The following is a 25,747-nucleotide window of genomic DNA, read 5'->3' on the forward strand; positions in this document are numbered from 1 at the left end:
AGTTGCTGACAAAAGCGATTGACCGATTTTAATTCCCTGTTTTTCGGGATTTCTAAGATAATACTTAGCTTACCAATTGTTTTAAGCAATAAATTTTTTGAAATGCCAAAGTATACGCTCTCCGTCAACAACAAACAATTGTCTGTTGAAGTCGATGCAGATACCCCGCTCTTATGGGTGCTGCGAGATCATTTGAATCTGGTTGGAACCAAGTATGGATGTGGGGTTGCACAATGTGGAGCCTGTACCATTCATTACAATGGCAGTCCTGTTCGTTCTTGTCAGTTACCCATTTCTGCCGTTGGTCCAGGTAAAGTGGTGACCATTGAGGGATTGAGTGAAAATGGAGATCATCCTTTACAAAAAGCTTGGATCGAAATGGATGTAGCGCAATGTGGATATTGCCAGGCTGGACAAATCATGGCCGCTGCAGCATTGCTGAAAAAAAATCCCCATCCATCAGACGAAGAGATCGATACAACGATCACCAATATCTGTCGATGTGGTACCAATGTTCGTATACGTAAAGCCATTCACCTGGCTGCATCAAAAGGAGGTAAGTCATGAGTATTCCATCAGTATCCAGAAGAAATTTTTTAAGGGTCAGCATGATCGCCGGTGGTGGTATGCTGGTTGGTTTTTCTGCTTTGAGTAATTCAGAGACTGCAGATGCAGAGGCTACTCCGTTTTCTCCCAATGCCTATATCAAAATCTCTCCCGACGGAAAGATCACATTGATGTCTCCCAATCCTGAAATTGGCCAGGGTGTGAAAACATCATTGGTCATGTTGATCGCGGAAGAGATGAATGTGGATTGGCAAACAATTGAAGTAGAGATCGCACCATTAGATGCCAAGTATGGTAGTCAAACCACAGGAGGCAGTGGTGCTATCAGAAGCAGATACATGCCACTCAGGCAAGCAGGTGCTACCGCAAAAGCGATGTTGGTTGCTGCAGCAGCAGATACATGGGGTGTTGCAGTAGCAGATTGTTCTGCAGAAAATGGTTTTGTGATCCATAAAGCAACCGGTAAAAAACTTTCTTATGGAGGGCTTGCTACCAAAGCTGCAGGAATGCCGGTACCAAGCAATGTTCCTTTAAAAGATCCAAAAGATTTCAAGATCATTGGAACAAGGATCAAAGATGTTGATGCAAAAGCGATCGTTACCGGTAAACCATTATTTGGTATTGATACAAGACGTGAAGGAATGTTATTCGCAGTGGTGGCAAGACCACCGGCTCACGGAAAGAAATTGCAATCCTTTGATGATAGTGCTGCATTGAAAGTAAATGGTGTCAAGAAAGTTGTTCAAGTGAAAAATAGTGTCGCTGTTTTAGCAACTTCAACATGGGCTGCCATGAAGGGGAGAACAGCTTTAAAGATCACTTGGGAAGATGCTTCCAAATTAGAAAGCACAACAGATCATGATAAAGCATTCCGCGAACTTTTGAGCAAGTCAGCGGCAACACCCAATCGAAATGATGGGGATGTTGAAGCAGCTATGACATCTGCTACAAAAGTGTTGGATGTGATGTATGAAGTACCAGTATTATCACACGCACAAATGGAGCCGTTGAATTTCTATGCAGATGTAAGAGACGGGAAAGCAGAATTGTATGGCCCAACACAAGTACCACAAAACCTGGTTACCACTGTAGCCAAAGAATTGAATATCCCCGTTGCAAATGTGTCATTAGGCTTACCCAGACAAGGCGGAGGTTTCGGAAGAAAGCTGCGTCCGGATAATGGTGTTGAAGCTGCATTGATCTCTCAGGCGGCGCAATGTCCGGTTCAAGTACAATGGACACGTGAGGATGATATGCAGAATGATTTTTATCGTCCAAGTGGCATGTTTCGTTTTAAAGCTGCTATCAAAGATGGTAATCTGGAAGCATGGCATCAATCATTCGCATCTCTGAGCAATGGCAGAAGTCCGGATACATATCCTGCCGGTGCCGTGAAAAATTTGAAGATCGAAAGTCATAGTTTACCAACAAATATTCCTACAGGTCCATGGCGTGCACCGACGCACAATGTTCAGGCATTTGCCAATGAATGTTTTATGGATGAAGTAGCTACAGAACTGAAAAAAGATCCGGTAGCATTTCGATTGGAATTGTTGAAGAAAGCCAAAGAACAACCGGTTGGTAAACTGGCGTATGATCCTGATAAATTTATCAGTGTGATAGAACTGGTTGCTAAAATGTGTAACTGGGGTATAACGCCTGCTAATACTTACAGAGGATTCTCTACTTGGTTTTCGTTCAACAGTTATGTTGCACAAGTGGTGGAGATACAAATGCTGAAGGGTAAACCTCGTATCACAAAAGTATATTGTGCGGTACATTGTGGTAAAGTTGTCAATGTCAGTGGTGCCGAAAATCAGGTACAGGGCGCAGTAGTGGATGGATTGGGGCATGCGGTGTATACCAAATTAACTTTCAATAATGGTGCTGCTGTACAAACCAATTTTGGTCCATACAATTTTGTAAGGATGCGTAATACGCCATTAGATGTAGTAGTACAATTTGTGCCATCAGAAGAAAATCCAACCGGATTGGGTGAGCCAGGATTACCTCCCGTAGCACCTGCATTAGCAAATGCCCTGTTTGCTGCAACCGGAAAGCGATTCAGAAAGATGCCATTTGTGGATGAGATTCAGTTTGCCTGATGAGAGAGAAGCAGGTGGTAAATCAAAAATAAAAAGTCAGAAATAAAAAACTCTGTGGTTTTGCCACAGAGTTTTTTTTATACATCCCTTTGCATCTGAGATCTGACATCTGACATCAATATTCTACTTAGCGCCAAATACTTTCTTCAAAATATCACTCGTTCTTGCCAGCGGATTTTTTCTGATTTCTTTTTCTTCAACAGCTACCTGATAAAAAATACCACTCAGCGCACGTTCAGTAACGTAAGCAGATAGATCGGGATTGAGTTTGTCTTTTACCAGTGGTAGTTTATTATAGCTTGTGATCAATGTATTCCAGTGTTTGGTAGCGTCTACTTTTTGTAAAGAGCTTTCTATCACCGGACGAAATGCTTCAGTAAGCGGTGAAGTGGTTTTAGCCTTTAAATATGCTGTGGCAGCAGTATCAGATCCTTTTAAAATACCAACTGCATCCTGAAAACTCATTTGTTTAATCGCATTTGAAAAAATAGGTGCTGCACTCTTACACGCATCCTCTGCGGCGCGGTTCATACTCAGTATGGCATCATCTACTTGTTTGCCTAAGCCCACACTTCTAAGTGTTCTCTCAATTTTCTGCGCTTCCGGTGGTAATAATATTTTGAGTGCGGCATTCGCAAAAAAACCATCTGTCTGTGATAAAAGACTTGCACCTTTTGTGGAGCCTGTCACCAGTGCCTCTTTAAGTCCGGATACGATATCATCATTGCTCAAACCCGTTTGGTTACCACCAACAACAGATTTGGCTTTGTTTAGTAATCCACCTAACCCTTGTGCTTGTAAAGCCTGAAAGCTGATAATCAGGAATGCCAGTGTAAAGACTCTTTTCATAATCACTTGTTTTTTGAATTCTGTATAAATACTTCAAAAATGATACCAATCAGATCCGATCAAAATTAACGGTCGGTCATCGAAAAAGATGTGAAGAATACCTTATAAAATGGATTAACGGTATGGACAAAACAGGGTATACACTTATCTTGGTCTTGAAAAATCGTCAAAATGAAACAAATCATTACCCGTTTTCTGGTAGCGTTGCTATTACTGACAGCTGTAGAAACAGATGCACAAACCAGTACTTTTATTTTAATGCGTCATGCTGAAAAAGATACCACTGCTCAAGGCTCTACGATGATGCAGGCTGATCCACCTTTGAGTGCGGATGGTGTAAAGCGTGCAGCAAGGATACCAGACGTGTTAAAAGCATTTCAACCGGATGCTATTTATTCTACCAATTTTACACGTACAAAATCTACCGTTACGCCTTTAGCATCCAAAAGTGGTAAAGAAATCCAGATCTATGATCACAGGAATTTAAGAGGTTTTGCAGAGGAGTTATTGAAAATGCAAGGCAAGACTGTTGTGGTAGCTGGTCATTCCAATTCTACGCCTATGTTGGTCAACCTATTGCTAAAAGAAAATAAATACCCCAACCTGGATGAGTCTGTTTATGATACCTATTGGATCGTTACAGTTACCGATGGTAAGGCTGAAGCAAAAATCATGAAATATTAACTGTTGATCTGTACCCTTTTATAAAGACACAACAAAGCATCAGGTTCTCTTTTTTGCCTCTGAAATCCCCTTAGATCGTTATGGACTAAAGATTTCTGAAGTAAGGAAGAGAACCTTGTAATTTGTAATAATCTAACAAATTGTACCTTTGCGCCCTGAAAGAAAGGGAAAATCCCTTTTTTGCGGACCTACAGAACATGAAGTACGAAAAAGAGATCAACCGTCGTAAGACCTTCGCTATTATTTCCCACCCCGATGCGGGTAAGACCACGCTTACAGAGAAATTACTGTTATTTGGTGGCGCTATCCAAACAGCAGGAGCTGTTAAGAGCAATAAGATCAAGAAGCATGCGACTTCTGATTTCATGGAGATCGAGCGACAAAGAGGTATCTCTGTAGCTACTTCTGTGATGTCATTTGAGTATAAGGACATATTGATCAATCTTCTGGATACGCCTGGACACAAAGATTTCGCAGAAGATACCTATCGAACGCTGACGGCGGTAGATAGCGTTATTCTGGTAGTAGACAGTGTGAATGGGGTGGAAGACCAGACCCGAAGACTGATGGAAGTTTGTAGAATGCGTGATACACCCGTGATCGTTTTTATCAATAAAATGGATCGCGATGGTAAGAACCGCTTTGATCTACTGGAAGAAATTGAAAAAGAATTACACATCTCTCTTCATCCTATGACCTGGCCGATCAATAGTGGTAAGGAGTTCAAAGGCGTGTATAATCTGCACGATAAAAACCTGCGCTTATTTACGGCCAGCACAAAAGCGGATGATGATGATACCATCGCGATCGATGATCTGTCCTCTTCTTTATTGGATGAAAAAGTAGGAGAAAAAGATGCTGCACAATTAAGAGAAGATGTGGAGTTGATCGATGGTGTTTATGGAGAACTAAAAGTGGATGATTATCTGACCGCTAAAATCGCCCCTGTATTTTTTGGTAGTGCAGTGAATAATTTCGGTGTCAAAGAAATGCTGGATACATTTATCCGAATAGCACCTGTTCCACGCAGCAGAAATACTTCTTCACGTACCATCGAAGTGGGAGAAGATAAATTCAGTGGTTTTATCTTCAAGATACATGCCAACCTAGATCCTAAACACCGCGACCGTATTGCTTTTATGCGTGTATGTAGCGGAAAATTTGAGCGTAATAAATACTATCATCATGTTCGTCTGGACAAAGACATGCGTTTCAGCAATCCATATACATTCATGGCTCGCAGTAAAGATGTGATCGAGGATGCTTATGCTGGTGATGTAGTGGGTTTATTCGATACCGGTAATTTCAAGATCGGTGATACACTGACTGAAGGCGAAAGTTTCTATTTCACCGGTATTCCAACTTTTTCTCCTGAGATATTTAAGGAATTGGTGAATAAAGACCCGATGAAGACCAAGCAATTGGAAAAGGGTATTAGTCAGTTGACAGATGAAGGGGTTGCGCAATTATTTACACAATATGGTGGTACGAAAAAAATCATTGGTTGCGTAGGAGAGCTTCAGTTTGAAGTGATACAGTATCGTTTGTTACAAGAGTACGGAGCTGCTTGTGAGTTCAGAACCTTGCCTTTTTATAAAGCTTGCTGGCTGACCAGTAATGATGCGAAAAAGCTGGAAGATTTTCTGCGATTCAAACAACAAAATTCAGCTGAAGATAAAGACGGACATCCCGTATACCTGGCACAAAGTGAATGGTTCTTGAATACAGAGATCACGAATAATCCTGATATCAGTTTTCATTTCTCTAGCGAGATCCATAAATAAAGGTCAACTGGCAATTGGTAGCTGGATGGTGAATACGGCGCCCTTATTTTTTCCTTCGCTAAATGCTGCGATCATTCCGCCATGGTTTTGTATGATCTTACGTGTCAGATAGAGGCCTATTCCCGCTGAGATCTCACCCTCTGTACCTGACTGACCTTCGGGTGTGAATTTTTGAAAAATGAGTTCTGCCTTACCAGACTCAAATCCTACGCCTTTATCAGCGATCAGGATATGAATATGTCCGCTGAATAAATGGACTTTTATAATGATTTCTCCGCCTCTGTGTGAAAATTTGATGGCGTTTCCAATAATATTTGAAATCGCTTGTGATAATAACCGACGATTACATTTTACAGCCACATCCGCAATCTCATGTTTAACGATTTGTATTTGTTTCGACAGTGCCGATACATGTTGAGAATCGATGGCCATCCCAATCACCTGATCGATCTTCAAACTTTCATATACATGCGATTGATGCTCACCATTTCCTCCCTCGAGGATCATGACCATATCTTGGATAAAACGTAGTTGTTCAGTTGCTGTTTTATGAATCAGCATTCCATACTGTTGAATGTGATCCTGATTTTTTTCTGATTGTATCAATGACCCGATCTGGCTGATCTGTGCAAATGGCGTTCGTAGATCATGCGATAATAAAGCCAGCAGATCTTTTCTTTCTTTTAATAAACCATCCATTGAGTCAATGGTCAACTGTACTTGTTGCAGTAATTGTCCTGCCTCATCTGAATAATGTAAAGGGAGAGAAGGGATTATTTTCTTTCCGGTATAATCTGATAATGCTTTTTTGGCTTCATGTAAAGGCCATAGCAATCCACGTAATAAATACAATGTACCTCCGGTAGCAACCAAAGTGGCCAATAAAGCAACAATGATAATATTCCACCCTTCTAAAGGTGTCCAATCAAAAGTGATTGCCATGATCAGTACGATCAATGGAATGTGCACACCAATAAATGCAATGAATAAAAACTTCATGGTATAATTGGTGGATAGGAATCCGGGTCTGGAGAAAAACCGGTAAACATTCTTCATATCGTAGAAAGATTGCCCTACAAAAATGCTTCCTTTACATCGGATAATGGGCTAAAACTTAAAAAAAGATTAAAAAATGCATGTGTTCGATACTAATCAATTGGTAGTCAGTCGATTTGAGGAAGCCCATCAGGCTGATTTTTTTGCGTTAAATAGTCATCCAGAAGTGATGCGGTATATCCGTCCGGTTAAATCAGAAGAGGAATGCAGGGCCTTTCTTATCGAGAATATTCGACTATATCGCGATGGTTCTGTCATTGGGCGCTATCATGTAGCTGAAAAAAATACCGCTTCTTTTGTTGGTACATTCTCAATCCTGATGATGCCCGATCGGGATGCTTATCATATCGGTTATGCACTTATGCCTTGGGCACAGGGACGGGGTTGGGCAAAAGAGCTGGTAATCAAAGGCATTCAATGGTTTTTTGAGCAAACGGATCAACACCAGCTTTTTGCCATCACAGAGCCTGAAAATATAGCTTCAGCAATTGTTTTACAAAAGACGGGCTTTACGATTCAGGAATCCATCGAACAAAGGGGTACATTATTAGATGTGTATTGCATCCACAGGAATTTGTAATGCTTGATGGCTTCATTTTCTAATCCCTACCTTTGCAGCCAGCTATGAAGTCAAAAACACTTAAAAAGGACAAGGTTAATATCATTACACTCGGTTGCAGCAAAAATCTGGTGGATAGTGAAGTACTTAGTGGACAATTAAGCGCCAATGATATTGATGTGGTGCATGAGAATACAAAACTGGATCACAATATTGTAGTAGTGAATACCTGCGGTTTTATCGATAAAGCCAAAGAGGAGAGCATCAATACCATATTAGATCAGGTAGAACTCAAACGCAGAGGGAAACTCGATAAAGTGTATGTTACAGGATGTTTGAGTGAACGATACCGTGGTGATCTGGAAGCCGAAATGCCGGAAGTAGATGCTTGGTTTGGTACGATGGAGTTGCCCTTGATCCTGAAAAAGTTTGAAGCAGATTATAAATCTGAATTATTAGGCGAAAGATTGCTCAGTACCCCTCAGCATTATGCATACATGAAGATCAGTGAAGGTTGTAATCGTACTTGTTCTTTTTGTGCGATCCCTTTGATGCGTGGACAGCATGTCAGCAAACCCATTGAAGAGTTGGTGGCAGAAGCAGAGAGTTTGGTTAAGAAAGGAGTGAAAGAGATCATGCTGATTGCGCAGGAACTGACCTATTATGGATTGGATATTTATAAGAAGAGAGAATTACCTCGTTTGTTGAATGCCTTAGCTGACGTAAAAGGATTGGAATGGATTCGTCTGCACTACGCATACCCCAGTAAATTTCCTTTGGAGGTATTGGATGTGATGCGTGAGCGCGATAATATCTGTAAGTATCTGGATATGCCCTTGCAGCATGCAAGCAATAATATGCTGAAAGCCATGCGAAGAAACATCACCCGAGAAGAAATGAGTGAGCTGATACAGCAGATCAGAGAAAGAGTGCCGGGCATCTGTTTGAGAACCACACTGATCGCCGGTTTCCCGGGCGAAACGGAAGAGGATGTGGAAGAATTAAAAGACTTTCTTCGTGAACATCGCTTTGATCGCGTAGGGATCTTCAGTTATAGCCATGAAGAGAATACCAGTGCCTATGATCTGGAAGATAATATCTCCGAAGAAGAAAAAGCTGAACGAGCACAGGAAGTGATGGAAGTACAGCAAGAGATCAGTTATGAAAAGAACCAGGAGAAGATCGGAAAGATATTTAAAGTACTGATCGATAAAAAAGAAGCCGGACGTTACTTAGGTCGTACTGAATTTGATAGTGTTGAAGTAGATAATGAAGTAGTGGTGCATTCTTCAAAAAAATTACTGCCGGGTACTTTTGTACAAGTAAAGATCACCAAGGCTTATGATTATGATCTTGAAGGAGAAGTGATCAACGATTAGTAATAGTGATCTTATTCTCAAATTGAGATATGCAAAAAAAGACACACTGGATATTGTATTTGTCATTAAGTATTTCAGGTGTACTGGTCTTATGGCTCTATGCGATTTTATTCACTGCTAATGATCGTGTCCCTGGTACCGAGTACTATTATTCAGGAACACTTAATGATGGATTCAATATCTATACCGGTGTATTGTTCTTTTTAATAGGGATCATTGTAGGCTATTTTTCCAATGCAAATATTTGGATGGCGGGTATCTCTTCGATACTATGCTTGCCATTGATAGCCTTGTATGAAGCAACCATATACAAAGGCAGTCATAATCTTATTCCCTTTGAGCTGCTGTTTTATTTTGCATATTCATTACCCGCAGTTGCCGGAACTTATCTCGGAAAAAAGATCCCATCCCGATTCCGCTAAGTACTTAAGATGAAAATTTTTGTTGTGCTATGTTTCTTAAGTGATGAATAAGAGCAATGATCAGGCTTGCTGCATTTGTACATGATACCGAGGATTCTCTACCTTGATAAAGTATAAACACACTGCAAAAGAAACAATAAAGTACCCGTAAAGGATTGTAACAGCGAAAGGCATATACTGACTCAATCCAAACCAATCATTGTTAGGGACCATGATATATAGTCCTAACGCAGTTTTAAGCCCTTCCCAGATCCAGGCGTATTTGCTTCTATCCATCAACTCTGTGAATGCATAAACATGTAAGAAGATAAAACCGCCATACACAAACATGTCAGGATTGCCAATGGCTGCAATATTTCCAAATAGATAACTGATCAGTAGGAGAGTGACCATTAGTTGGATACAAGACCAGATCACCATAGGTTTTGTATGTCCGGTATCATACTTGTTGAAGTGATATACATCTTCAATTTTATAGACCGGGTATTTTTCTGCTACATCTGCAGGTCTCCATCCGGTAGGCATGAGCCAAATGCGGATCTTATCATTCCAGTTTTTTGCTCTCCAGGCATCTTTGATCAATAGCCATAAATGCATAAAATTGATCTTGATCGGATTCCATGTTCTAACAGGTCTTGTGATGCCATACACAGCAGGTACATCCGCTAATTCTTCCTGATAAGTACCAAACAGTTTATCCCAAATGATGAATATCTGTCCGTAGTTCTTATCCATGTATTCCTTATTGATCGCATGGTGTACGCGATGATGCGAAGGGGTTACTATGATCTTTTCCAGAAAACCCATTCTGCCAATATGCTGGGTATGGTACCAGAATTGAGCAAATAAATGTAAGGGTGCAACGATCGCCACTACTTGTGGAGGTACACCCAGTACAGCTGCAGGTAATAGAAATACCGTAAAGATCTTGATGATAGAAGAGATACTTTGTCTTAATGCGCAAGCCAGGTTAAAATCTTCACTACTATGATGTATGATATGGTTATTCCAGAAAACATTGTATTCGTGAGCAATGCGATGGATCCAATACCCGGCAAAATCCAGTGCAATAAAAGCGATCAGATAGGTAAGAAAACCTGATGATACTGCTGTGATTGCCATTTTGTCGACCATCCATTCATAGCTGATCACAATTAAACTTAAGCCCAATACATCTTTGGTCACATTCGTGACGCCGGAACTTAAACTGGACACCATATCCAAAGTGCGAACGGTTTCTTTTCCTTTGTATACACCATACCATTTTTCCAGTAATACAAGTAGTAAAAAGGCTGGCATTGCAATGAGTAATATCTTTCCGTAAGTTTCCATATGGCAATCGTATCTGTAAATTTAAAACTCCTTTCTCATAAACGAACAGCCTTAAAAAAAGATGAAAAAGGAACGGGTTTTGAACGACATTTGTGACTCAAAATTCAGTTATGAAGGTTGTCATCATTGGCGGAGGTATCGTTGGATTAAGTAGCGCCTATTACCTGTCTGAATCAGGGCATGACGTTACCGTGATCGATAAAACAGATATTTCAGGAAACTGTTCCTACGGTAATGCCGGATATGTTTGTCCCAGCCACTTTGTGCCTTTGGCTACACCCGGCATTGTAAAACAAGGACTCAAATGGATGTGGAACAGTAAAAGTCCGTTTTATGTTCAACCCAGATTGAGCCTGAGCCTTATTGATTGGGGATTAAAATTTATGCGCAGTGCTACTCCTGAGCATGTAGAACGTTCCGCAATACCTTTAAGAGATATCGCTATACTCAGTCAGAAAATGTATGAAGACTGGACCCGACTTCCTCAATTCAAATTCGCCTATGAACACAAAGGGCTATTGGAAATTTTTCAGATAGATAAAGGTGGTGATCATGCAAAACATGTGATGCATCGTGCGCATGAACTGGGTTTGACCGATACAGTATTACTGGATGCGTCTGAACTACAGGCGTTGGAACCACAAACGGCAATAGAAGCCAAAGGCGCAGTCTGGTTCAAGTGTGATGCGCATTTATATCCCAATAAACTAATGTCGCAACTCATTGCAGATTTAAAAAATAAAGGGGTTCATTTTGTCTTGAATGAAGAAGTGATCGGCTTTGAAAAACACCAACGTCAAGTGACCCAAGTGAAAACAAAGTCTCAGGTTATTGAAGCGGATGCCATTGTGGTTGCAGCCGGATCATGGAGCCGGGAATTATCCGCTTTATTACAACTCAAGATCCCATTGATGCCGGGTAGAGGTTATTCTGTAACATTAGAAGACTCGCCTCATCGACTTAATTATCCTTCAGTGCTGATTGAAGGCAGGGTAGCATTAACTCCAATGGATGGGAATAAGATTCGCTTTGGGGGTACTATGGAAATAACAACCACACAAACACCTCCACGTTACCAGCGTGTACAGGGGATTTTAGATGCTGTAAAACGTTACTATCCTAAGTTTGATGTTTCAATGCCTGCACCCGAACAGATATGGTATGGATACAGACCTTGCTCTGCTGACGGACTGCCCTATATCGGCAGAACGCAACGATGGAATAATGTAGTGATGGCAACAGGACATGCTATGGTTGGGTTGAGCCTGGGAGCCGGTACAGGTAAGCTGGTCAGTGAAATCATTAATGAGTCTCCATTAAGTATGGATATCACTGCATTTAAGCCCGAAAGGTTTGAGTGATGAACCTTAAATCACCATAGGCCATGTAGTATGGTCCATAAACTATCCTAAAATTGACCAGCGGCATACGCAATAACAGGTAAGTTGTACTTTTATGATCCATTATGAAGCATCATTGTAGTCGAATACCATACGAGAGCACTGGATATTTTTCTAAGATCGTGACCGATTATTTAGCCCAAACTGATTCTGTAAGGCCTTTTTTCGCGCGCACACCAGACCGTCAGGGGATCAAAGATGCTATCATTTCCAGAAAATCATTTAATACGCCCAGAGCTGAATTGGTCAAAGCTTTAGAAGCACAATATGCGGGGGTCGAGAGTTCGTTGCTGGTACAAGAGCAAATCCAATCTTTAAAATCTGAAAAGACCTTCACCGTTGTAACGGCTCATCAACCCAATATTTTTACCGGCCCCTTATATTTTATTTATAAGATATTACATGCCATCGAGTTGGCAGATACACTGAAAAAAGAAATGCCTGATCTTCATTTTGTTCCTGTTTACTATATGGGCAGTGAAGATGCAGATCTGGATGAATTGGGTCATATCAATATTGATGGGCACCCGTTGAGCTGGAAAACCAACCAGACCGGTGCAGTGGGTCGTATGAAGGTTGATAAGGAGCTGATCAAGTTGATGAGTACGATCGAAGGTCAAACAGGTGTGCTTCCTTTTGGAAAAGAGCTTTCTGAACTTTTTAGAAGCGCCTATACCGAAGGAAGATCGATACAAGATGCAACTTTACATTTGGTCAATCAGTTATTCGGAAGATTTGGTTTGGTGGTATTGATCCCTGATCAGCCTCAACTAAAACAATGTTTTGCATCTGTCATAAAAAAAGAATTGTGGGAAGGTTTCTCTCATAAAATTGTAAGTAGGACCATCACTGAGCTGGAAAAAAATTATAAAGTTCAGGCAGGAGGGAGGGAGATCAATTTGTTTTATCTGATCGATAATCAAAGAGAGCGAATTGAAAAAAATGAAGAGCATTTTACTGTGCCGGCTCTTGGACTTCAATTCACGCAAGATCAAATCCTCGAAGAATTAGCACAACACCCTGAGCGTTTTAGTCCGAATGTGATTCTGCGTGGGGCATTTCAGGAAACGATCCTGCCGAATATTGCTTTTATTGGTGGCGGAGGTGAGCTGGCTTATTGGCTGGAACTAAAAGATGTATTTGCCGCAATAGAAGTACCTTATCCTGTGTTATTGTTACGAAACTCTTTTTTGATACTTACAGAAGAACAAGAAAAAAAGATTCACCAACTAGGTCTGGATCTGGTCAGGATATTTCAGAAAACCGACCGGTTGTTCAATGACATGGTGAAAATCAGAACGGACAAACAAATTGTATTGACCGAAGAAGTACAAAAGTTACAAGCACTTTATCTTCAGATCGAAACTATGGCTGCGGAGATCGATCAAACATTATCTCCTCATGTACAAGCGTTGCAAACAAATGCATTGAAACGTATTCATGAGTTAGAGAAAAAAATGTTGCGTGCCGAGAAACGAAAATTTGAAACAGAGCAACGCCAACTAACACAGATCAAGGATCAGTTATTTCCAAAAGATAGTTTACAAGAGCGTGTTGATAATATCTCCGGTTGGTATGCACGCTATGGAACAGATTGGATCGATATGCTGAAACAACAATCATTATCCATGACATCAGCATTCACGGTCTTGACAATTGATCGTTGATGTATATTTCGGACATCTCTTTTTTTGCTCTTTACCGCCCTTGTTTAATAGCATACATTAGTCCTTAACCACATGACTATGTGATTGGACTAACTACATCTATGTTTCATTTTCGTTATCTAAAATCGAACAATATGAAACATTTATGGATCGCTTGTTTACTGATTTCTCTTCAGTTGCAAGCACAAACTGAGACCACAAAAAAGCTCCTGACTTCAACCGACCTCTCTGTCTTAGCGAGCAAAGCAAAGGCCAATCAGTTTTCCGGAACAATCCTCATAGTGCAGGGGAAGGAAAATGGATGGTCCTGGTCTAATGGCCAGGCTCAGGAAAAGCTAAAGATCGCAAATGGAGATGGTGTTCGTTATAATTTGGGTTCTATCGGTAAATCCTTAACAGCAGTTTTGATCATGCAACTGGTTGAGCAAAAGAAAATTCTTTTAGATCAACCCGTCAGAAAGTATTTACCGGCCGGAACATTGACAGCAGGATCGGATGCAATTACGATCCGACATTTATTGAATAATACATCCGGACTGGGAGATTTTTTCGAAAGTCCTGATTACAGTGAAACAAAAACAGTGACCATTGATGATCACATGAAGCTGTTGAATGCTATGAAAACAGTATCTGATGAACCCGGAAAAACGTTGCACTATTCAAATTCCGGATTCATTGTATTAGGCAAATTACTGGAATTGCATTATCGTAAGTCCTATCAGGAAATTGTAAAAGAGCGTTTACTGAAGCCTGTCGGAATCAATTATGATGCAAAAAAAACATTGGCTACCGGTTATTATTTGGAAAATGGCAGTCTGAAAGTTGGCGAAGGCAATGATCCTTCGAAGTGGAGTTCAGCAGGAGGATTGTTTCTTACTGTACAGGAATTACATCAATTGATCAAAGGAATTGTTACAGGAAAATTCATTGCAAAACAAAGTTTGCAAAGACTCTGGACAAAAGAATCCAGACCTGAGCAAGAGCCACCATTTGTTCATTATGGTTTAGGTTGGATGCTGGAAGATCCTAATTGTATTCAACTGCGTGGACATAATGGGGGTGTGAAAGGTTTTCAAGCCGCATTTCGTTACATGCCGGATGAGGATGTTTTTGTTTACTTTCTATCAAACAGAGATGGCGGTATTGAAAGTATTTTTATGGATACGATCTTTTTATTGATGGAAAAAAAAGGTTGTAAAATGGAAATGCCCGGAGGAAATTAAATGTAACAAACCTTTCTAGGTAACTAAAAACCCTTTCTTTTCTACTATGACCTGAAGCTTTGTTGATCAGGTCTAAGAAAAGAAAGGGTTTATATTTTAAATAACAGAATCAGTCAAATTGATTCGGCCACTCATTTTTCAGACCATCAATTTTCTCACCTACTTCATCTTTCATTTGCTTTTTGTAAGCAGCTAATTTTTCCGCTGTTTTTTGATGATGGCTTCCAATGATCTGAGCTGCCAGTATACCAGCATTTTTCGCAGCATTCAGGGCTACTGTAGCAACAGGAACGCCATTGGGCATCTGCAGGATCGATAATACTGAATCCCATCCATCAATTGAATTGGATGATTTGATAGGGACACCAATCACAGGCAATGTGGTAATAGCCGCAACCATACCCGGTAAATGTGCAGCGCCACCGGCGCCGGCAATGATGACTTGTAAACCTCTTGTTCTCGCTGTCTCAGCATAAGTGACCATTCTTTCAGGTGTACGATGTGCTGAAACTACGGTTAACTCAAATGGGATATCAAAATGTCTGAGCATATCAGCAGCGGCTTGCATGATCTTTAAATCACTGTCACTGCCCATGATAATGCCAACTACAGGGATGGAACTTGTCATGGTGTAAAGATAATTAATTTATATTGTTAGGGTTTGGCTTATTGCCGATGAGTGATCGTCAATCGTTTTATTGGATCAAGTAAGCAGATAATCCTCGTAATACCGGTGCTGCTTTTGATTCTTGAATAACGATTCTTATTTCAGTAGTTGTCAGCTTTGGAAATGTGGTGATCTTTTTTCTGCCGATCGTTGTTCCATCAAAAACTTTTACAAATTGCTTCCCTTGTTTTGCTTCAATGGAAAAACGGATCACCCTTTGTCCGTATGCGATCATTTCTTCCAATACAATCGCATTCAATGTTTCTTGATACGGAAGCTTTACCTGAATCACGACCTGATCATTTTTGTCAGCTGACCAATACGTATTAGTATTTTCATCTAACAAGTGTCTGAGCGCTGTTTCTTTTTGATTGTTGGTTGAAACCGATGCTTTTTTGAAAAGATTATTGCTGAAAGCATCAACTCTTTTTTTTGCAAAACCCATCAGTGCTGCTGAATCATTGGGATGGAATAATCCTCTTCTATCAGGGGGAACGTTCAATAATAAGTTCCCTCCATTACCCACTGATTTTAAATACAGGTCAAAAAGTACATCAGGAGATTTTACTTTATCATCTTCACTGGCATGATAAAACCAACCCGGGCGAATAGACACGTCTGCTTCAGCAGGTATCCAATGTTTGCCATTGAAGTTACCCTGATTGAGTGTGTCGACATGCGGAGCACCTAATCCTCTTGCAAAACCTGCAGTATCCAATAAATTCCAATTTGTATTTCCGATAAATCCTTTTTCATTACCACACCAGCGTATACTCGGACCGATATCACTAAAGATGATCAAAGGTTGTTGAAAAGAAAAAGCTGCTTTTTCAAATCGCTTAAAATCATAAATCTGTTTTTTGCCATTAGGTCCCTCACCATTTGCGCCATCCCACCATAACTCAAAGAAGGGGCCATAATTCGTGAACAACTCTTTCATCGTAGCGATGTACACATCATTGTATTCAGGAGTCCCATATTTAGGATGATTTCTGTCCCATGGCGATAAATACACACCCATTTCGATCCCTTCTTGCTTACAAGCTGCTGATAATGCTTTTACAACGTCTCCTTTGCCTTGCATCCATTTACTTTCCCGAACGGTATGTGTGCTTTGTTTACTGGGCCATAATGAGAAGCCATCATGATGTTTTGCGGTGAGTATGATCCCTTTTGCGCCCGCTTTTTTGGCAATACGAGCCCACTGTCTGCAATCTAATTGAGTTGGATTGAAAATATTAGGATCTTCATTCCCTTCTCCCCATTCTTTATCTGTGAAAGTGTTGGGGCCAAAGTGAATGAACAGATAAAACTCTTTTTCGTGCCAGGCTAATTGCTCTTTTGTCGGAATCGGATAAAGCGGTTGTACTTTTTGTGCAGCACATTGCAGTGAAATGATCGTCGTGAAGAGCAGGATTAGTTTTTTCAAAATGATGGGGTTTGAAGATGAAATTTAACCACAAATCTATACTCATCAAGTGCTGAATCATCAGCGTAACTGACGTTTATACATCTGTACAGTATTTTCATATCCTAGATAGATCGCATCACAAACCAATGCATGACCAATGCTCACTTCATCTAGGTAAGGGATATGTTGTTTCAGATATTTGAGATTGGAGAGGTCAAGATCATGTCCGGCATTGATACCCAATCCCAGTGCCTTGGCTCGCTCTGCGGCAGCAACATAAGGAGCAACAGCTGCTTCATGATTGCCACTGGCAAAAGTTTTGGCGTAACCTTCTGTATACAGCTCAATGCGATCAGTACCTGTTTGAGCTGCACCCTCTACCATATCGATCACAGGATCTACAAAAATGGAAACACGAATATTAGCTTTCTTAAATACACTGATGATATCCATCAAATAAGATCGATGTTTAATCGTATCCCATCCATGATCGCTGGTAAGTTGTCCGAGTGCATCCGGTACCAAAGTGACCTGATGCGGTTTCGTTTCTAATACCAGATCAACAAATTTTTGTTCTGTTGGATTGCCCTCAATATTAAATTCAGTGGTGATGATCTTTCGAATCGCTCTTGTATCATCATAGCGGATATGTCTTTCATCCGGACGAGGATGTACAGTTACACCATCTGCTCCGAAACGTTCTGCATCCATGGCAGCTTTGATCACATCAGGATTATTACCACCGCGACTATTCCTTAATGTGGCAAATTTGTTGATGTTTACACTGAGTTTTGTCATGATGCAAAGGTACTCAGAACTGAAGATAATTGTATCTGATTCTCTGCGCTATCTCAGTTGCTCATGTTCTCTGTGGTAAAACAAACCTGAACCGCAGAGAACATGAGTAACTGAGACTAACCTAAGTAATGCATTACTATACTGGCGGAGGTAAGACCTACAATGTGGTATCCACAATCAATCAGGTATAACGCAAATGGTTTTTTAGTATACAAATACCCAATACTAATGGCTGGTGTACTGAATCCTACAGATAGTAATACTCCAAGATGAAAAGCATCTGTATAATTATTCATCGGAATCATTTGTCTGAAAATGGTAAGACCCAAACATGAGATCGCCATAAAAATAAAGCTGATACCCATAATGGCGCCGGCTCCTTTTTTGGCATCGGGGGTATTCACATCTATATTGTTTAAACGAATCCATGCCTTTGAAAATAGAAAACTGTACCAAATAGCACCGATCAGGAAATAAACAAGTGCACTTAGAAAGAAAGATACCCAGTTGACGTGGTCAGCAAAATGATGTAACATAGTTTGGTTGTTTAGGGTTTTGAATGGTATTAAGGTCGGAAATAAAACGCAGTTCTGCAACACACTTATGGGTAATGACTTATTTTGCAGATGTATTGCTTCTGCTCAACCATTTGCAGCTAACAATGTTTTAAAGCTATGTCTTACTCATCACTCGAATCATGCCTTGTTGATCTGGAAAAGAATGGTCAGCTGGTGCGCGTCAAAGAAGAAGTGGATCCCTATCTGGAAATGGCGGCAATTCACCTGCGAGTATATGAAATGGGGGGACCTGCCTTACTATTTGAGAATGTAAAAGGGAGTCAGTATCGTGCGGCTTCAAATATTTTCGGAACACTGGACAGAAGCAAATTCATTTTTCGCGAAACACTGGCGCAGGTACAGAAGCTGATCGAATTAAAGGGAGATCCGATCAAAGCCGTCAAACAGCCTTTGCAGAATATCCGTACAGGTTTTGCCGCACTCAAAGCATTGCCATTAAAAGATCCATGGAATAAGCCGGTCTTGTATCGGGAAATAAAGATCAGCGATCTTCCTTTGATTCATCATTGGCCAATGGATGGGGGAGCATTTGTTACCTTGCCTCAGGTATATACAGAAGATATTGATCAGCCAGGTATCATGAAAGCCAATCTGGGTATGTATCGTATCCAGTTGAATGGGAATGATTATCAGAAAGACAAAGAGATCGGATTACATTACCAATTACACAGAGGAATTGGGGTGCATCAAACAAAGGCAAATAAAAAAGGGCTACCGCTAAAAGTTAGTTGTTTCATAGGTGGACCTCCTTCGCATACCGTAGCTGCTGTTATGCCTTTGCCGGAAGGTATTAGCGAAATGACATTTGCAGGGGTATTGGGAGGAAGACGTTTTCGGTATACTTACCAGGATGGATTTTGTTTGAGCACCGACGCCGATTTTGTGATCACAGGAGAAGTTTACCCCAGTGAAAACAAGCCGGAAGGTCCATTTGGAGATCATCTTGGCTATTATAGTTTGCAACATCCTTTTCCATTGATGCGTGTACACAAAGTATATGCGAAGAAGAATGCGATCTGGCCTTTCACTGTTGTAGGCAGACCCCCTCAGGAAGATACCAGTTTTGGGCAGTTGATCCATGAAATTACGGGAGATGCCATACCCCAGGAGATACCTGGTGTAAAAGAAGTACATGCTGTAGATGCGGCAGGCGTGCACCCATTATTGTTGGCAATTGGTAGTGAACGGTATACCCCTTATCTGCCCACTAAACAGCCCGCAGAATTATTGACCATTGCTAATCATATTTTAGGTACAGGGCAGTTGAGTCTTGCGAAATTCTTATTCATTACGGCAGATGATACCCAACAATTGACAACACATCATGTCCGTGAATTCTTTGAATATATTTTTGAGAGGATCAATCTGACCCGTGACATTCATTTCTACACAAATACTACCATTGATACACTTGATTATTCCGGTACAGGGTTGAACACGGGTAGTAAAGTTGTATTTGCTGCCTATGGCGATATTCAAAGAACACTTGCGAAGGAACTGCCCTCTGCTATTACATCTTTGAGCGGTTTTGGCCAGGCGTGTTTGGCGATGCCGGGAGTGGTTTGTCTGCAAGCAGATTCTTACATAGATGCAGATCATACAGTAAAGCAAATAGAACAATTAAATGCACAGTTACAGCATCAACTTCCAGAGTTAGCGGGTATTGTGCAGATCGTACTTTGTGATGATACTTCATTTACTGCTGCTACTTTAGGAAATTATCTGTGGGTTACTTATACAAGAAGTAATCCATCACACGATATCCATGGTATTGCTTCATTCATCCGCAACAAACATTGGGGATGTGATGGTCCGATGGTAGTGGATGCCCGTATCAAGCCGCACCATGCACCTGCTGTGGTGAAAGATCCGGCGACAGAGCAAAAAATCGATCGCTTGTTTGCAAAGGGTGGGAGTCTTTACGGGATATCCTGATAATGTGGATGATTTTTCTTGTAAGTAATCCTTTGACTCTTCGTCTTTTCTGGAAAATAACCATCATGAAACAACTGATCAGCATCCTTTTATTATTTATTGCAAGTTCCGCCATTGCCCAAACAGAACCTACAGGCCTGAAAGTAGGGGATAAGGCGCCTATGTTTATAGGTACAGATCAAAATGGTCAGCAGTTCTCTTTGCAGGAAGCTTTGAAAAAGGGAAATGTTGTGTTGATGTTTTATCGCGGACAATGGTGCCCCTATTGTAATAAGCAAATGAGTCAAATGAATGATTCTTTATCATCCATCACAGATAAAGGAGCAAGGGTGATAGCTGTTTCACCGGAAGTACAGGACAATGTGAAGAAGACCATTGAAAAAACAAAAGCATCTTTTCCAGTCATCAGTGATGTGAAGATGCAGATCATGAAGGATTATAAAGTGAATTTCTCTGTGCCTCAAGCCACGCAGGATCGGTATAAAAATTTTGGTATTGATTTCAGTATAGCTAATGGAGAAAATGGCGCTAATTTACCGGTACCTGCTACTTATGTGATCGGTACAGATGGTACGATCAAGTATGTATTCTTCAATCCTGATTATCGAAAAAGAGCATCAGTTAAAGAGATTGCCGCTTATCTCTAACATAGTCAACGCTTACTTTTACTACGACTTTTTTCACTGGTGTGGATCTTTCATGAATGATGCAAGGCATATGAAGGTCTGATGGATAAAAGATCGTAAACATACCAGCTGTAACAACCGTAAAGAAGTCTGGTGTTTCATCGAATAACATGAAATCATCATCAGATTGATATTCGCGAGATGGGACTTGTGTGCTGAGTAACGCATGTCCCATTTTTTCTTGTCCACTCACGACATATTGTACATCGATAAATTTTTTATGCGCTTCTAGCTTTTCAGTATCAGGATCTTTGGTGTCATATGCTTGTACAATGGCAAATAGTTGTTCTCCATCTAGTTCATATTTACCATTTTCCAGTTGTGTGAAATCTGTTGTTTGAATATAACGCAGTGCAGTTTCTATTCCTGGATGAAGATGAAAGTAAAGTGCTGCACGACTGATATGATCTATTACCATGATTCAAATATAATCATTTCAAGTAGCGCTCATAAAAATGAAGGATCATCATCAATTCACCTCAACCCATGTATGATCTGCCAGTAAACGAACCGATGAAACAAACTGTTTAAAAGGACCTGATCCGCCCCATTCTTGAGGTGCTACCAATGACAGAATATGTTGTCCATCATTTTTTTCATAGAGATGATAGATATGTCCGATCTGTGGTTTGAAACTCAGTTTTGCTTCATAGATCATCATGCTGAGCTCTTTTCTTTTTCGGATCTCTTGAGCTTGTCGGGCAAGTAACTCAATTTGCTGACGGATCTGATCCAGCTGCATATTGGTTTGATCTTCCATCGCAGAAAGGGCTTTGTGTTTGATCACGCCTTCTTTGGTGGGTCTAATGGCCACGCCGGCTACAGAAGAAGCGTAGGGTAAAACGCTTAACTGTTTGTGATACATTTCAATATTCACAAAAGGTTTATGATCCTTATCATATCCTTGCTGCGTTAATTTCAAATAGCCATTTGGCATGATCTCATGCTTGACCTCCAAAATGATCTGCTGTTGCTTGTAAAACTTAAATAAAAGGGTAGAAGAGTTTTCAATACTGGCTGCTGCTTCATCAGCTAAATCAATATTTTCAAAATGATGGAGTTGACCATCAGGAACAATTTTGTATTGGGTATAATAGGCTTCATTTTCCATGGAAACCCAGTTGATACTAATACTCAATGCATGACCATTCTCGACCGATTCGATCTTATAATTACCACTTTTAGGAGGGATGCCCGATTGAAAATCACATTTTTCGGGAAAGAGCTGCCAACTTGCTAAAAAATTATATGCCTGTACCATACCTGTAAACTACATATGACGACTGCAAAGGTTCTGTATTTACATGAAAAAGCCACAGATTCTGCAAATAATCTGCGAATCTGTGGCCAGAATAGAATTGGATAGATTTATTTTACTTTAAAACCTACTCGCGTTGTTCCCCAAGCCAGTGTAACAACGCCAGCCTTAGAAATAGCATAAGTTAGTTTTTCTTCGGCAGCACCGGCAGCGCCTTGCTTAACATTCACTCTCAATGCGTCATCTGATTCACTGTATTGAGTTCCCCAGCCTTCCCATTTTTTGCTGAAAATAAGTGTCCAGTCATTGCCATTTTTGATAGTAAAGAATCCATATTTACCGGCAGCCAGTGGCTTTCCTTCAATGGTAACATCTTTACTGAATTCGATCCATGTTTTTTCATTGGCACCAGCACGCCACACTTTACCGTCTTTAGGTTCAATGTCTTTTCCTATTTCACGACCTTTCAAGGCAGGTTGACTATAATCAATGGTAATTTTTGTACCACCAACAGTCTCGGATACAGTTGCAGGTGGACTTGGTCTTTTTGACTTATCCTGTTGTGCACATGCGGAGATCGATGAAAGCAAAAGGCCGGTCATGGCCATCATAGCGAAAAATTTCTTCATGGTCTTTTTGTTTATGATTATAAACGAAAATTAGAGGAAAAGGTTGACGTGATGGCTTTTTTTATGATGACCGGAATGTTAAAAATGTCAGTTGACCTGAACGAAATCCGGCTTTTTCAATAACTGGCTATTGTATTTGAAACGCAGGCCTGTATTAAAGGTCAGGTTCCAGGGAGTCATGCGATCTGTCGTTCTCGGATAATAAAATACTTTTAGTTCCATTGTACCAAAAACAAGGTTTTCATTTCTGGTTCTTACACCTGTTCCCAATGAAGTAAAAATATCACCCTGATCAAAACCTTCACCGATACTTTTAAGATAAGTGATATTGCTGAACACAAAAGGAGCAAAACTGAATCCATATTTTTTTTGGGTATTGTAAAAAACGGATTCGCAACTCGCACTTATTCTTGTAGAAGCCCTTGTCAGCTCATTTCTAAACTCCGGGATACCAAAAATACTGGTAAGTCTTAGTGGTTCATTCAAAACCGTTTTTACCTGCTGCGTAATACTTCCACTCAAAAAATGACGCGTATACCAATTCGATCCACTGATCTTACGAAGCCGGGTAAAATATTCAAGACTTGTCAATCCACTGATGTCTTCAAATCTATTTCGATTGAAATAAGTACCAAAGCGAATGATATAATTCACATAGTTTTTATTATCCGAAAAATAGTTTCGCTGATAATCGAAACCAACATAAGGTCTTTCTACTGTATTTCTTTTTACCCATCCTCCGAGTAATGTCATGCTAAAACCTTCCGGCACGTCTTCATTTCGACCGAAACCATATAGGAAATTGGTGTGGTAATAGTCTTGTTGAAAGATCGTGAAAGCACTTAAGACGGCTTCCAGATTAGAATAATAGTAGTTATAAGTGGTTTTGAACTGATCCGGTATATCGTTGAATAAACGTTGCACACCACGTATCCCAATGAATTTCTTCAATCTGGAATTGAAGTTCCTTTTCAGTTGTCTTCTGGCGCCTACATTATGTGCCAGCCATCCATCTAGATTCTGATATTGGTACTTGAAATCTATTTTATACAATGAATCATTGATATACCCATTTTCTGTATGCCTTTCGGAAAGTTCAAATCCACCTGTCCAAGAGTGGTACGGGCTAACCAATGGCAATTCACCACGCAGGTAGAGGGCTTTCTCTTCTCTGCGCCCACTGTTAAAAGCAGGAGCATGGGTTTGATATCCAAACATTAGATTTAAAAAACTGCCTCCGATATTTCTTTTGGTGTATTCAAATCCGGATCCAAAATCTGGTCTTCTATCCAGATCATACAATCCCCGAAATTGAATTCTGTCGCCGGAACCAAACAGGTTGTCATTGTTTACTTCCAGGCTAATGGTTTTGAGTGAGCCTATTTCCGCACTTCCTCCAATTGGGAATAGATCTTTCCACCGAATGGTAATATCTACTGCATCAGGATCATTCGGCACATCCGAAGCTATGATTCTGGCATCTTGCAGATAAGAAAGTTCTCGAAGAAATCGTTCATTATCTGCAATGAGATAGGGATAAAGTGTATCTCCTGTGATAAAAAAAAGATTGCGAAGGATGGTCTTATTTGTAGTTCCGGTATATAAGGCGTCGCTAATATCATTGATGAACCGACGCTGAACTTTAACCGTATCATTTACCGAATTATCAAAGGACAATTTTTCAACACGTATTTGTCGGATGATCTTTCCCCGGAAAGGTTTAAAGACCTCTTCGTTTTTAATGGCACCTTTATTTTCGGTGATAATATCTTCTCTTCCGCTAACAGACACAGCTCTTCCTAGTTTACCTAACAAACCTTTTTTATTTGCCAGAAAAAAAACGGTGTCTTCTTTAAGTTTAGGTTCTTGCGCAAAGCAAGGTGTGATACCTATACAAGTTAAGATCAACAATATGAATCGATATATAGAAGCATGGCAATTCATTCCAAAAAGGATCCGCTGTTACAGTTGAGAAATAATCCGAACGGAAGTTAAGGAATAGGGCTAAGTATTAGGCAAAATGTTAATTGGATGAATGTTAAAAGAAAAAACCCGGCTTACGGGCCGGGTAGATATATATAGACTGAGAAAATTGCGATCTTACTTATTCTCTTTTGAGAAAATACTCACATCACCTGATTCAGAGATTTGTAAAACCAATTTCTGGTTTACTTTTTCCATAGAGATAAAGTAGCTAGTTTCTCCAACTGAATTGGTGAATTCAATACAATCTTCCAACTGAAACTCAGGGTAAGTGTATTTGGTAGTAATGGTCTGTAAAGCAGCTTTCGGTAATTTATCGAAAGCATAGGTTTTAGTTAAACCGATCAACTCTCCATCATGGGTGTAGAACACTTCTTTCTTAATACCATTCTCCAGAAAGCTGGCTTTTTCGAATTTCTCGTCAGCACTCCAGCTTACTTCTTTCACACCTGTAAAAGTTGAGCTGAAATGGCTAGCACCATTGTATTTTGTTTTTTTGTTGGTGTCAGCAAAAGCGCTGGTTCCAAGGGCGATGACCGCTAAGGTCAGGATGAATAACTTTTTCATTTTCTTGCTTTATTAATATTGTTATAAATAGTTTGTCGTTTTCTTTTGTTTGATTGACAAGTCAAAAGTAGAACGTGATGATAGATAGACGAAGTAGATTGTGATTAGTTACAAGCGTTACAGACACGTTATTATGAGTGGTGTTAATGCCAATGTTAAGCAATGTTAACATTGGTCTGTAATGCAGTATGGAAAAGGATTGTAGCCG

Annotated in this window: 24 protein-coding genes; 12 read left to right on the plus strand and 12 right to left on the minus strand. The window is 40.3% G+C overall.

All coding sequences use genetic code 11. The features are described from left to right. The first annotated feature begins 102 nt into the window (after positions 1-102). Together ABXG83_RS01820 and ABXG83_RS01825 are read left to right on the plus strand one after the other, a co-directional pair. On the plus strand, positions 103-567 hold the full coding sequence (locus tag ABXG83_RS01820; protein WP_353549791.1) for a (2Fe-2S)-binding protein: 465 nt from the start codon (positions 103-105) through the stop codon (positions 565-567). Then, positions 564-2,672 carry a molybdopterin cofactor-binding domain-containing protein gene (locus ABXG83_RS01825; RefSeq protein ID WP_353549792.1) on the plus strand — a complete coding sequence of 703 codons (2,109 nt, stop codon included), beginning with the start codon at positions 564-566 and terminating at the stop codon, positions 2,670-2,672. Before ABXG83_RS01820 ends, ABXG83_RS01825 begins: the two co-directional genes overlap by 4 nt. 123 nt (positions 2,673-2,795) lie before the next feature. On the opposite strand, the gene ABXG83_RS01830 is transcribed toward ABXG83_RS01825, so the two are convergent. Continuing rightward, entirely contained in the window at positions 2,796-3,521 is a 726-nt protein-coding gene (locus ABXG83_RS01830) for a DUF4197 domain-containing protein (protein WP_353549793.1), read from the minus strand. 171 nt (positions 3,522-3,692) lie between these two features. Here ABXG83_RS01830 and ABXG83_RS01835 point away from each other — a divergent pair, with 171 nt between their 5' ends. Beyond that, entirely contained in the window at positions 3,693-4,205 is a 513-nt protein-coding gene (locus ABXG83_RS01835; protein ID WP_353549794.1) for a phosphoglycerate mutase family protein, read from the plus strand. Between the two features lie 197 nt (positions 4,206-4,402). Then, positions 4,403-5,989, plus strand: a complete 1,587-nt coding sequence (locus tag ABXG83_RS01840; protein ID WP_353549795.1) for a peptide chain release factor 3 — start codon at positions 4,403-4,405, stop codon at positions 5,987-5,989. Between the two features lie 3 nt (positions 5,990-5,992). Here ABXG83_RS01840 and ABXG83_RS01845 read toward each other — a convergent pair whose 3' ends face one another. Next, a complete protein-coding gene (locus ABXG83_RS01845; RefSeq protein WP_353549796.1) occupies positions 5,993-7,045 on the minus strand; it encodes a HAMP domain-containing sensor histidine kinase in 1,053 nt (350 codons plus the stop codon). 82 nt (positions 7,046-7,127) lie between these two features. Here ABXG83_RS01845 and ABXG83_RS01850 point away from each other — a divergent pair, with 82 nt between their 5' ends. From ABXG83_RS01850 to ABXG83_RS01860, 3 genes are read left to right on the plus strand one after another with little or no spacing between them, the layout of a single operon-like run. Then, positions 7,128-7,625: a GNAT family N-acetyltransferase gene (locus ABXG83_RS01850; protein ID WP_353549797.1), complete on the plus strand. Its 498-nt coding sequence runs from the start codon at positions 7,128-7,130 to the stop codon at positions 7,623-7,625. A 44-nt stretch (positions 7,626-7,669) separates the two neighbouring features. Further along, positions 7,670-8,983 carry a 30S ribosomal protein S12 methylthiotransferase RimO gene (gene rimO / locus ABXG83_RS01855; protein ID WP_353549798.1) on the plus strand — a complete coding sequence of 438 codons (1,314 nt, stop codon included), beginning with the start codon at positions 7,670-7,672 and terminating at the stop codon, positions 8,981-8,983. A gap of 29 nt (positions 8,984-9,012) precedes the next feature. Beyond that, the gene (locus ABXG83_RS01860; protein WP_353549799.1) at positions 9,013-9,405 is read left to right on the plus strand and encodes a hypothetical protein; all 393 of its coding nucleotides are present in this window, start codon (positions 9,013-9,015) and stop codon (positions 9,403-9,405) included. Between the two features lie 60 nt (positions 9,406-9,465). On the opposite strand, the gene ABXG83_RS01865 is transcribed toward ABXG83_RS01860, so the two are convergent. Beyond that, positions 9,466-10,737: a sterol desaturase family protein gene (locus tag ABXG83_RS01865; RefSeq protein ID WP_353549800.1), complete on the minus strand. Its 1,272-nt coding sequence runs from the start codon at positions 10,735-10,737 to the stop codon at positions 9,466-9,468. 110 nt (positions 10,738-10,847) lie between these two features. Here ABXG83_RS01865 and ABXG83_RS01870 point away from each other — a divergent pair, with 110 nt between their 5' ends. The 3 genes from ABXG83_RS01870 to ABXG83_RS01880 all read left to right on the plus strand — a co-directional run bounded on the left by ABXG83_RS01870 (position 10,848) and on the right by ABXG83_RS01880 (position 15,027). Then, entirely contained in the window at positions 10,848-12,098 is a 1,251-nt protein-coding gene (locus ABXG83_RS01870; protein ID WP_353549801.1) for an FAD-dependent oxidoreductase, read from the plus strand. A 104-nt stretch (positions 12,099-12,202) separates the two neighbouring features. Next, the gene (gene bshC / locus ABXG83_RS01875; RefSeq protein ID WP_353549802.1) at positions 12,203-13,804 is read left to right on the plus strand and encodes a bacillithiol biosynthesis cysteine-adding enzyme BshC; all 1,602 of its coding nucleotides are present in this window, start codon (positions 12,203-12,205) and stop codon (positions 13,802-13,804) included. 134 nt (positions 13,805-13,938) lie between these two features. Continuing rightward, positions 13,939-15,027 carry a serine hydrolase domain-containing protein gene (locus ABXG83_RS01880; protein ID WP_353549803.1) on the plus strand — a complete coding sequence of 363 codons (1,089 nt, stop codon included), beginning with the start codon at positions 13,939-13,941 and terminating at the stop codon, positions 15,025-15,027. Between the two features lie 109 nt (positions 15,028-15,136). Here ABXG83_RS01880 and purE read toward each other — a convergent pair whose 3' ends face one another. The 4 genes from purE to ABXG83_RS01900 all read right to left on the minus strand — a co-directional run bounded on the left by purE (position 15,137) and on the right by ABXG83_RS01900 (position 18,439). After that, the gene (gene purE / locus ABXG83_RS01885) at positions 15,137-15,655 is read right to left on the minus strand and encodes a 5-(carboxyamino)imidazole ribonucleotide mutase (RefSeq protein WP_353549804.1); all 519 of its coding nucleotides are present in this window, start codon (positions 15,653-15,655) and stop codon (positions 15,137-15,139) included. 67 nt (positions 15,656-15,722) lie between these two features. Next, positions 15,723-17,123, minus strand: coding sequence for an alpha-L-fucosidase (locus tag ABXG83_RS01890; protein ID WP_353549805.1), 1,401 nt, complete (start codon positions 17,121-17,123; stop codon positions 15,723-15,725). Positions 17,124-17,183: 60 nt separating this feature from the next. Continuing rightward, positions 17,184-17,903 (minus strand): pyridoxine 5'-phosphate synthase, encoded by a 720-nt coding sequence (locus tag ABXG83_RS01895; protein ID WP_353549806.1) that lies wholly within the window; start codon positions 17,901-17,903, stop codon positions 17,184-17,186. Between the two features lie 116 nt (positions 17,904-18,019). Further along, positions 18,020-18,439 (minus strand): DUF1761 domain-containing protein, encoded by a 420-nt coding sequence (locus ABXG83_RS01900; protein WP_353549807.1) that lies wholly within the window; start codon positions 18,437-18,439, stop codon positions 18,020-18,022. A gap of 138 nt (positions 18,440-18,577) precedes the next feature. Between ABXG83_RS01900 and ABXG83_RS01905 the strand changes: the two genes are divergently transcribed. Next, positions 18,578-20,416 carry a UbiD family decarboxylase gene (locus tag ABXG83_RS01905; protein WP_353549808.1) on the plus strand — a complete coding sequence of 613 codons (1,839 nt, stop codon included), beginning with the start codon at positions 18,578-18,580 and terminating at the stop codon, positions 20,414-20,416. A 65-nt stretch (positions 20,417-20,481) separates the two neighbouring features. Further along, positions 20,482-21,063 (plus strand): peroxiredoxin-like family protein, encoded by a 582-nt coding sequence (locus tag ABXG83_RS01910; RefSeq protein WP_353549809.1) that lies wholly within the window; start codon positions 20,482-20,484, stop codon positions 21,061-21,063. On the opposite strand, the gene ABXG83_RS01915 is transcribed toward ABXG83_RS01910, so the two are convergent. The 5 genes from ABXG83_RS01915 to ABXG83_RS01935 form a co-directional block, all read right to left on the minus strand. Further along, on the minus strand, positions 21,038-21,520 hold the full coding sequence (locus ABXG83_RS01915) for a YhcH/YjgK/YiaL family protein (protein ID WP_353549810.1): 483 nt from the start codon (positions 21,518-21,520) through the stop codon (positions 21,038-21,040). The two genes, ABXG83_RS01910 and ABXG83_RS01915, sit on opposite strands and share 26 nt — an antisense overlap. Positions 21,521-21,571: 51 nt before the next feature. Continuing rightward, positions 21,572-22,363: a DUF2452 domain-containing protein gene (locus tag ABXG83_RS01920; protein WP_353549811.1), complete on the minus strand. Its 792-nt coding sequence runs from the start codon at positions 22,361-22,363 to the stop codon at positions 21,572-21,574. A gap of 107 nt (positions 22,364-22,470) precedes the next feature. Next, complete coding sequence (locus tag ABXG83_RS01925; RefSeq protein ID WP_353549812.1) at positions 22,471-22,989, minus strand: DUF2911 domain-containing protein; 519 nt, start codon at positions 22,987-22,989, stop codon at positions 22,471-22,473. Between the two features lie 87 nt (positions 22,990-23,076). Further along, positions 23,077-24,804: a hypothetical protein gene (locus ABXG83_RS01930; protein WP_353549813.1), complete on the minus strand. Its 1,728-nt coding sequence runs from the start codon at positions 24,802-24,804 to the stop codon at positions 23,077-23,079. A gap of 285 nt (positions 24,805-25,089) precedes the next feature. Beyond that, on the minus strand, positions 25,090-25,539 hold the full coding sequence (locus ABXG83_RS01935; RefSeq protein WP_353549814.1) for a hypothetical protein: 450 nt from the start codon (positions 25,537-25,539) through the stop codon (positions 25,090-25,092). Between the last annotated feature and the right edge of the window lie 208 nt (positions 25,540-25,747).

Origin of the sequence: Sediminibacterium sp. KACHI17 (assembly GCF_040362915.1) — a bacterium.
Classification (GTDB): domain Bacteria; phylum Bacteroidota; class Bacteroidia; order Chitinophagales; family Chitinophagaceae; genus Sediminibacterium.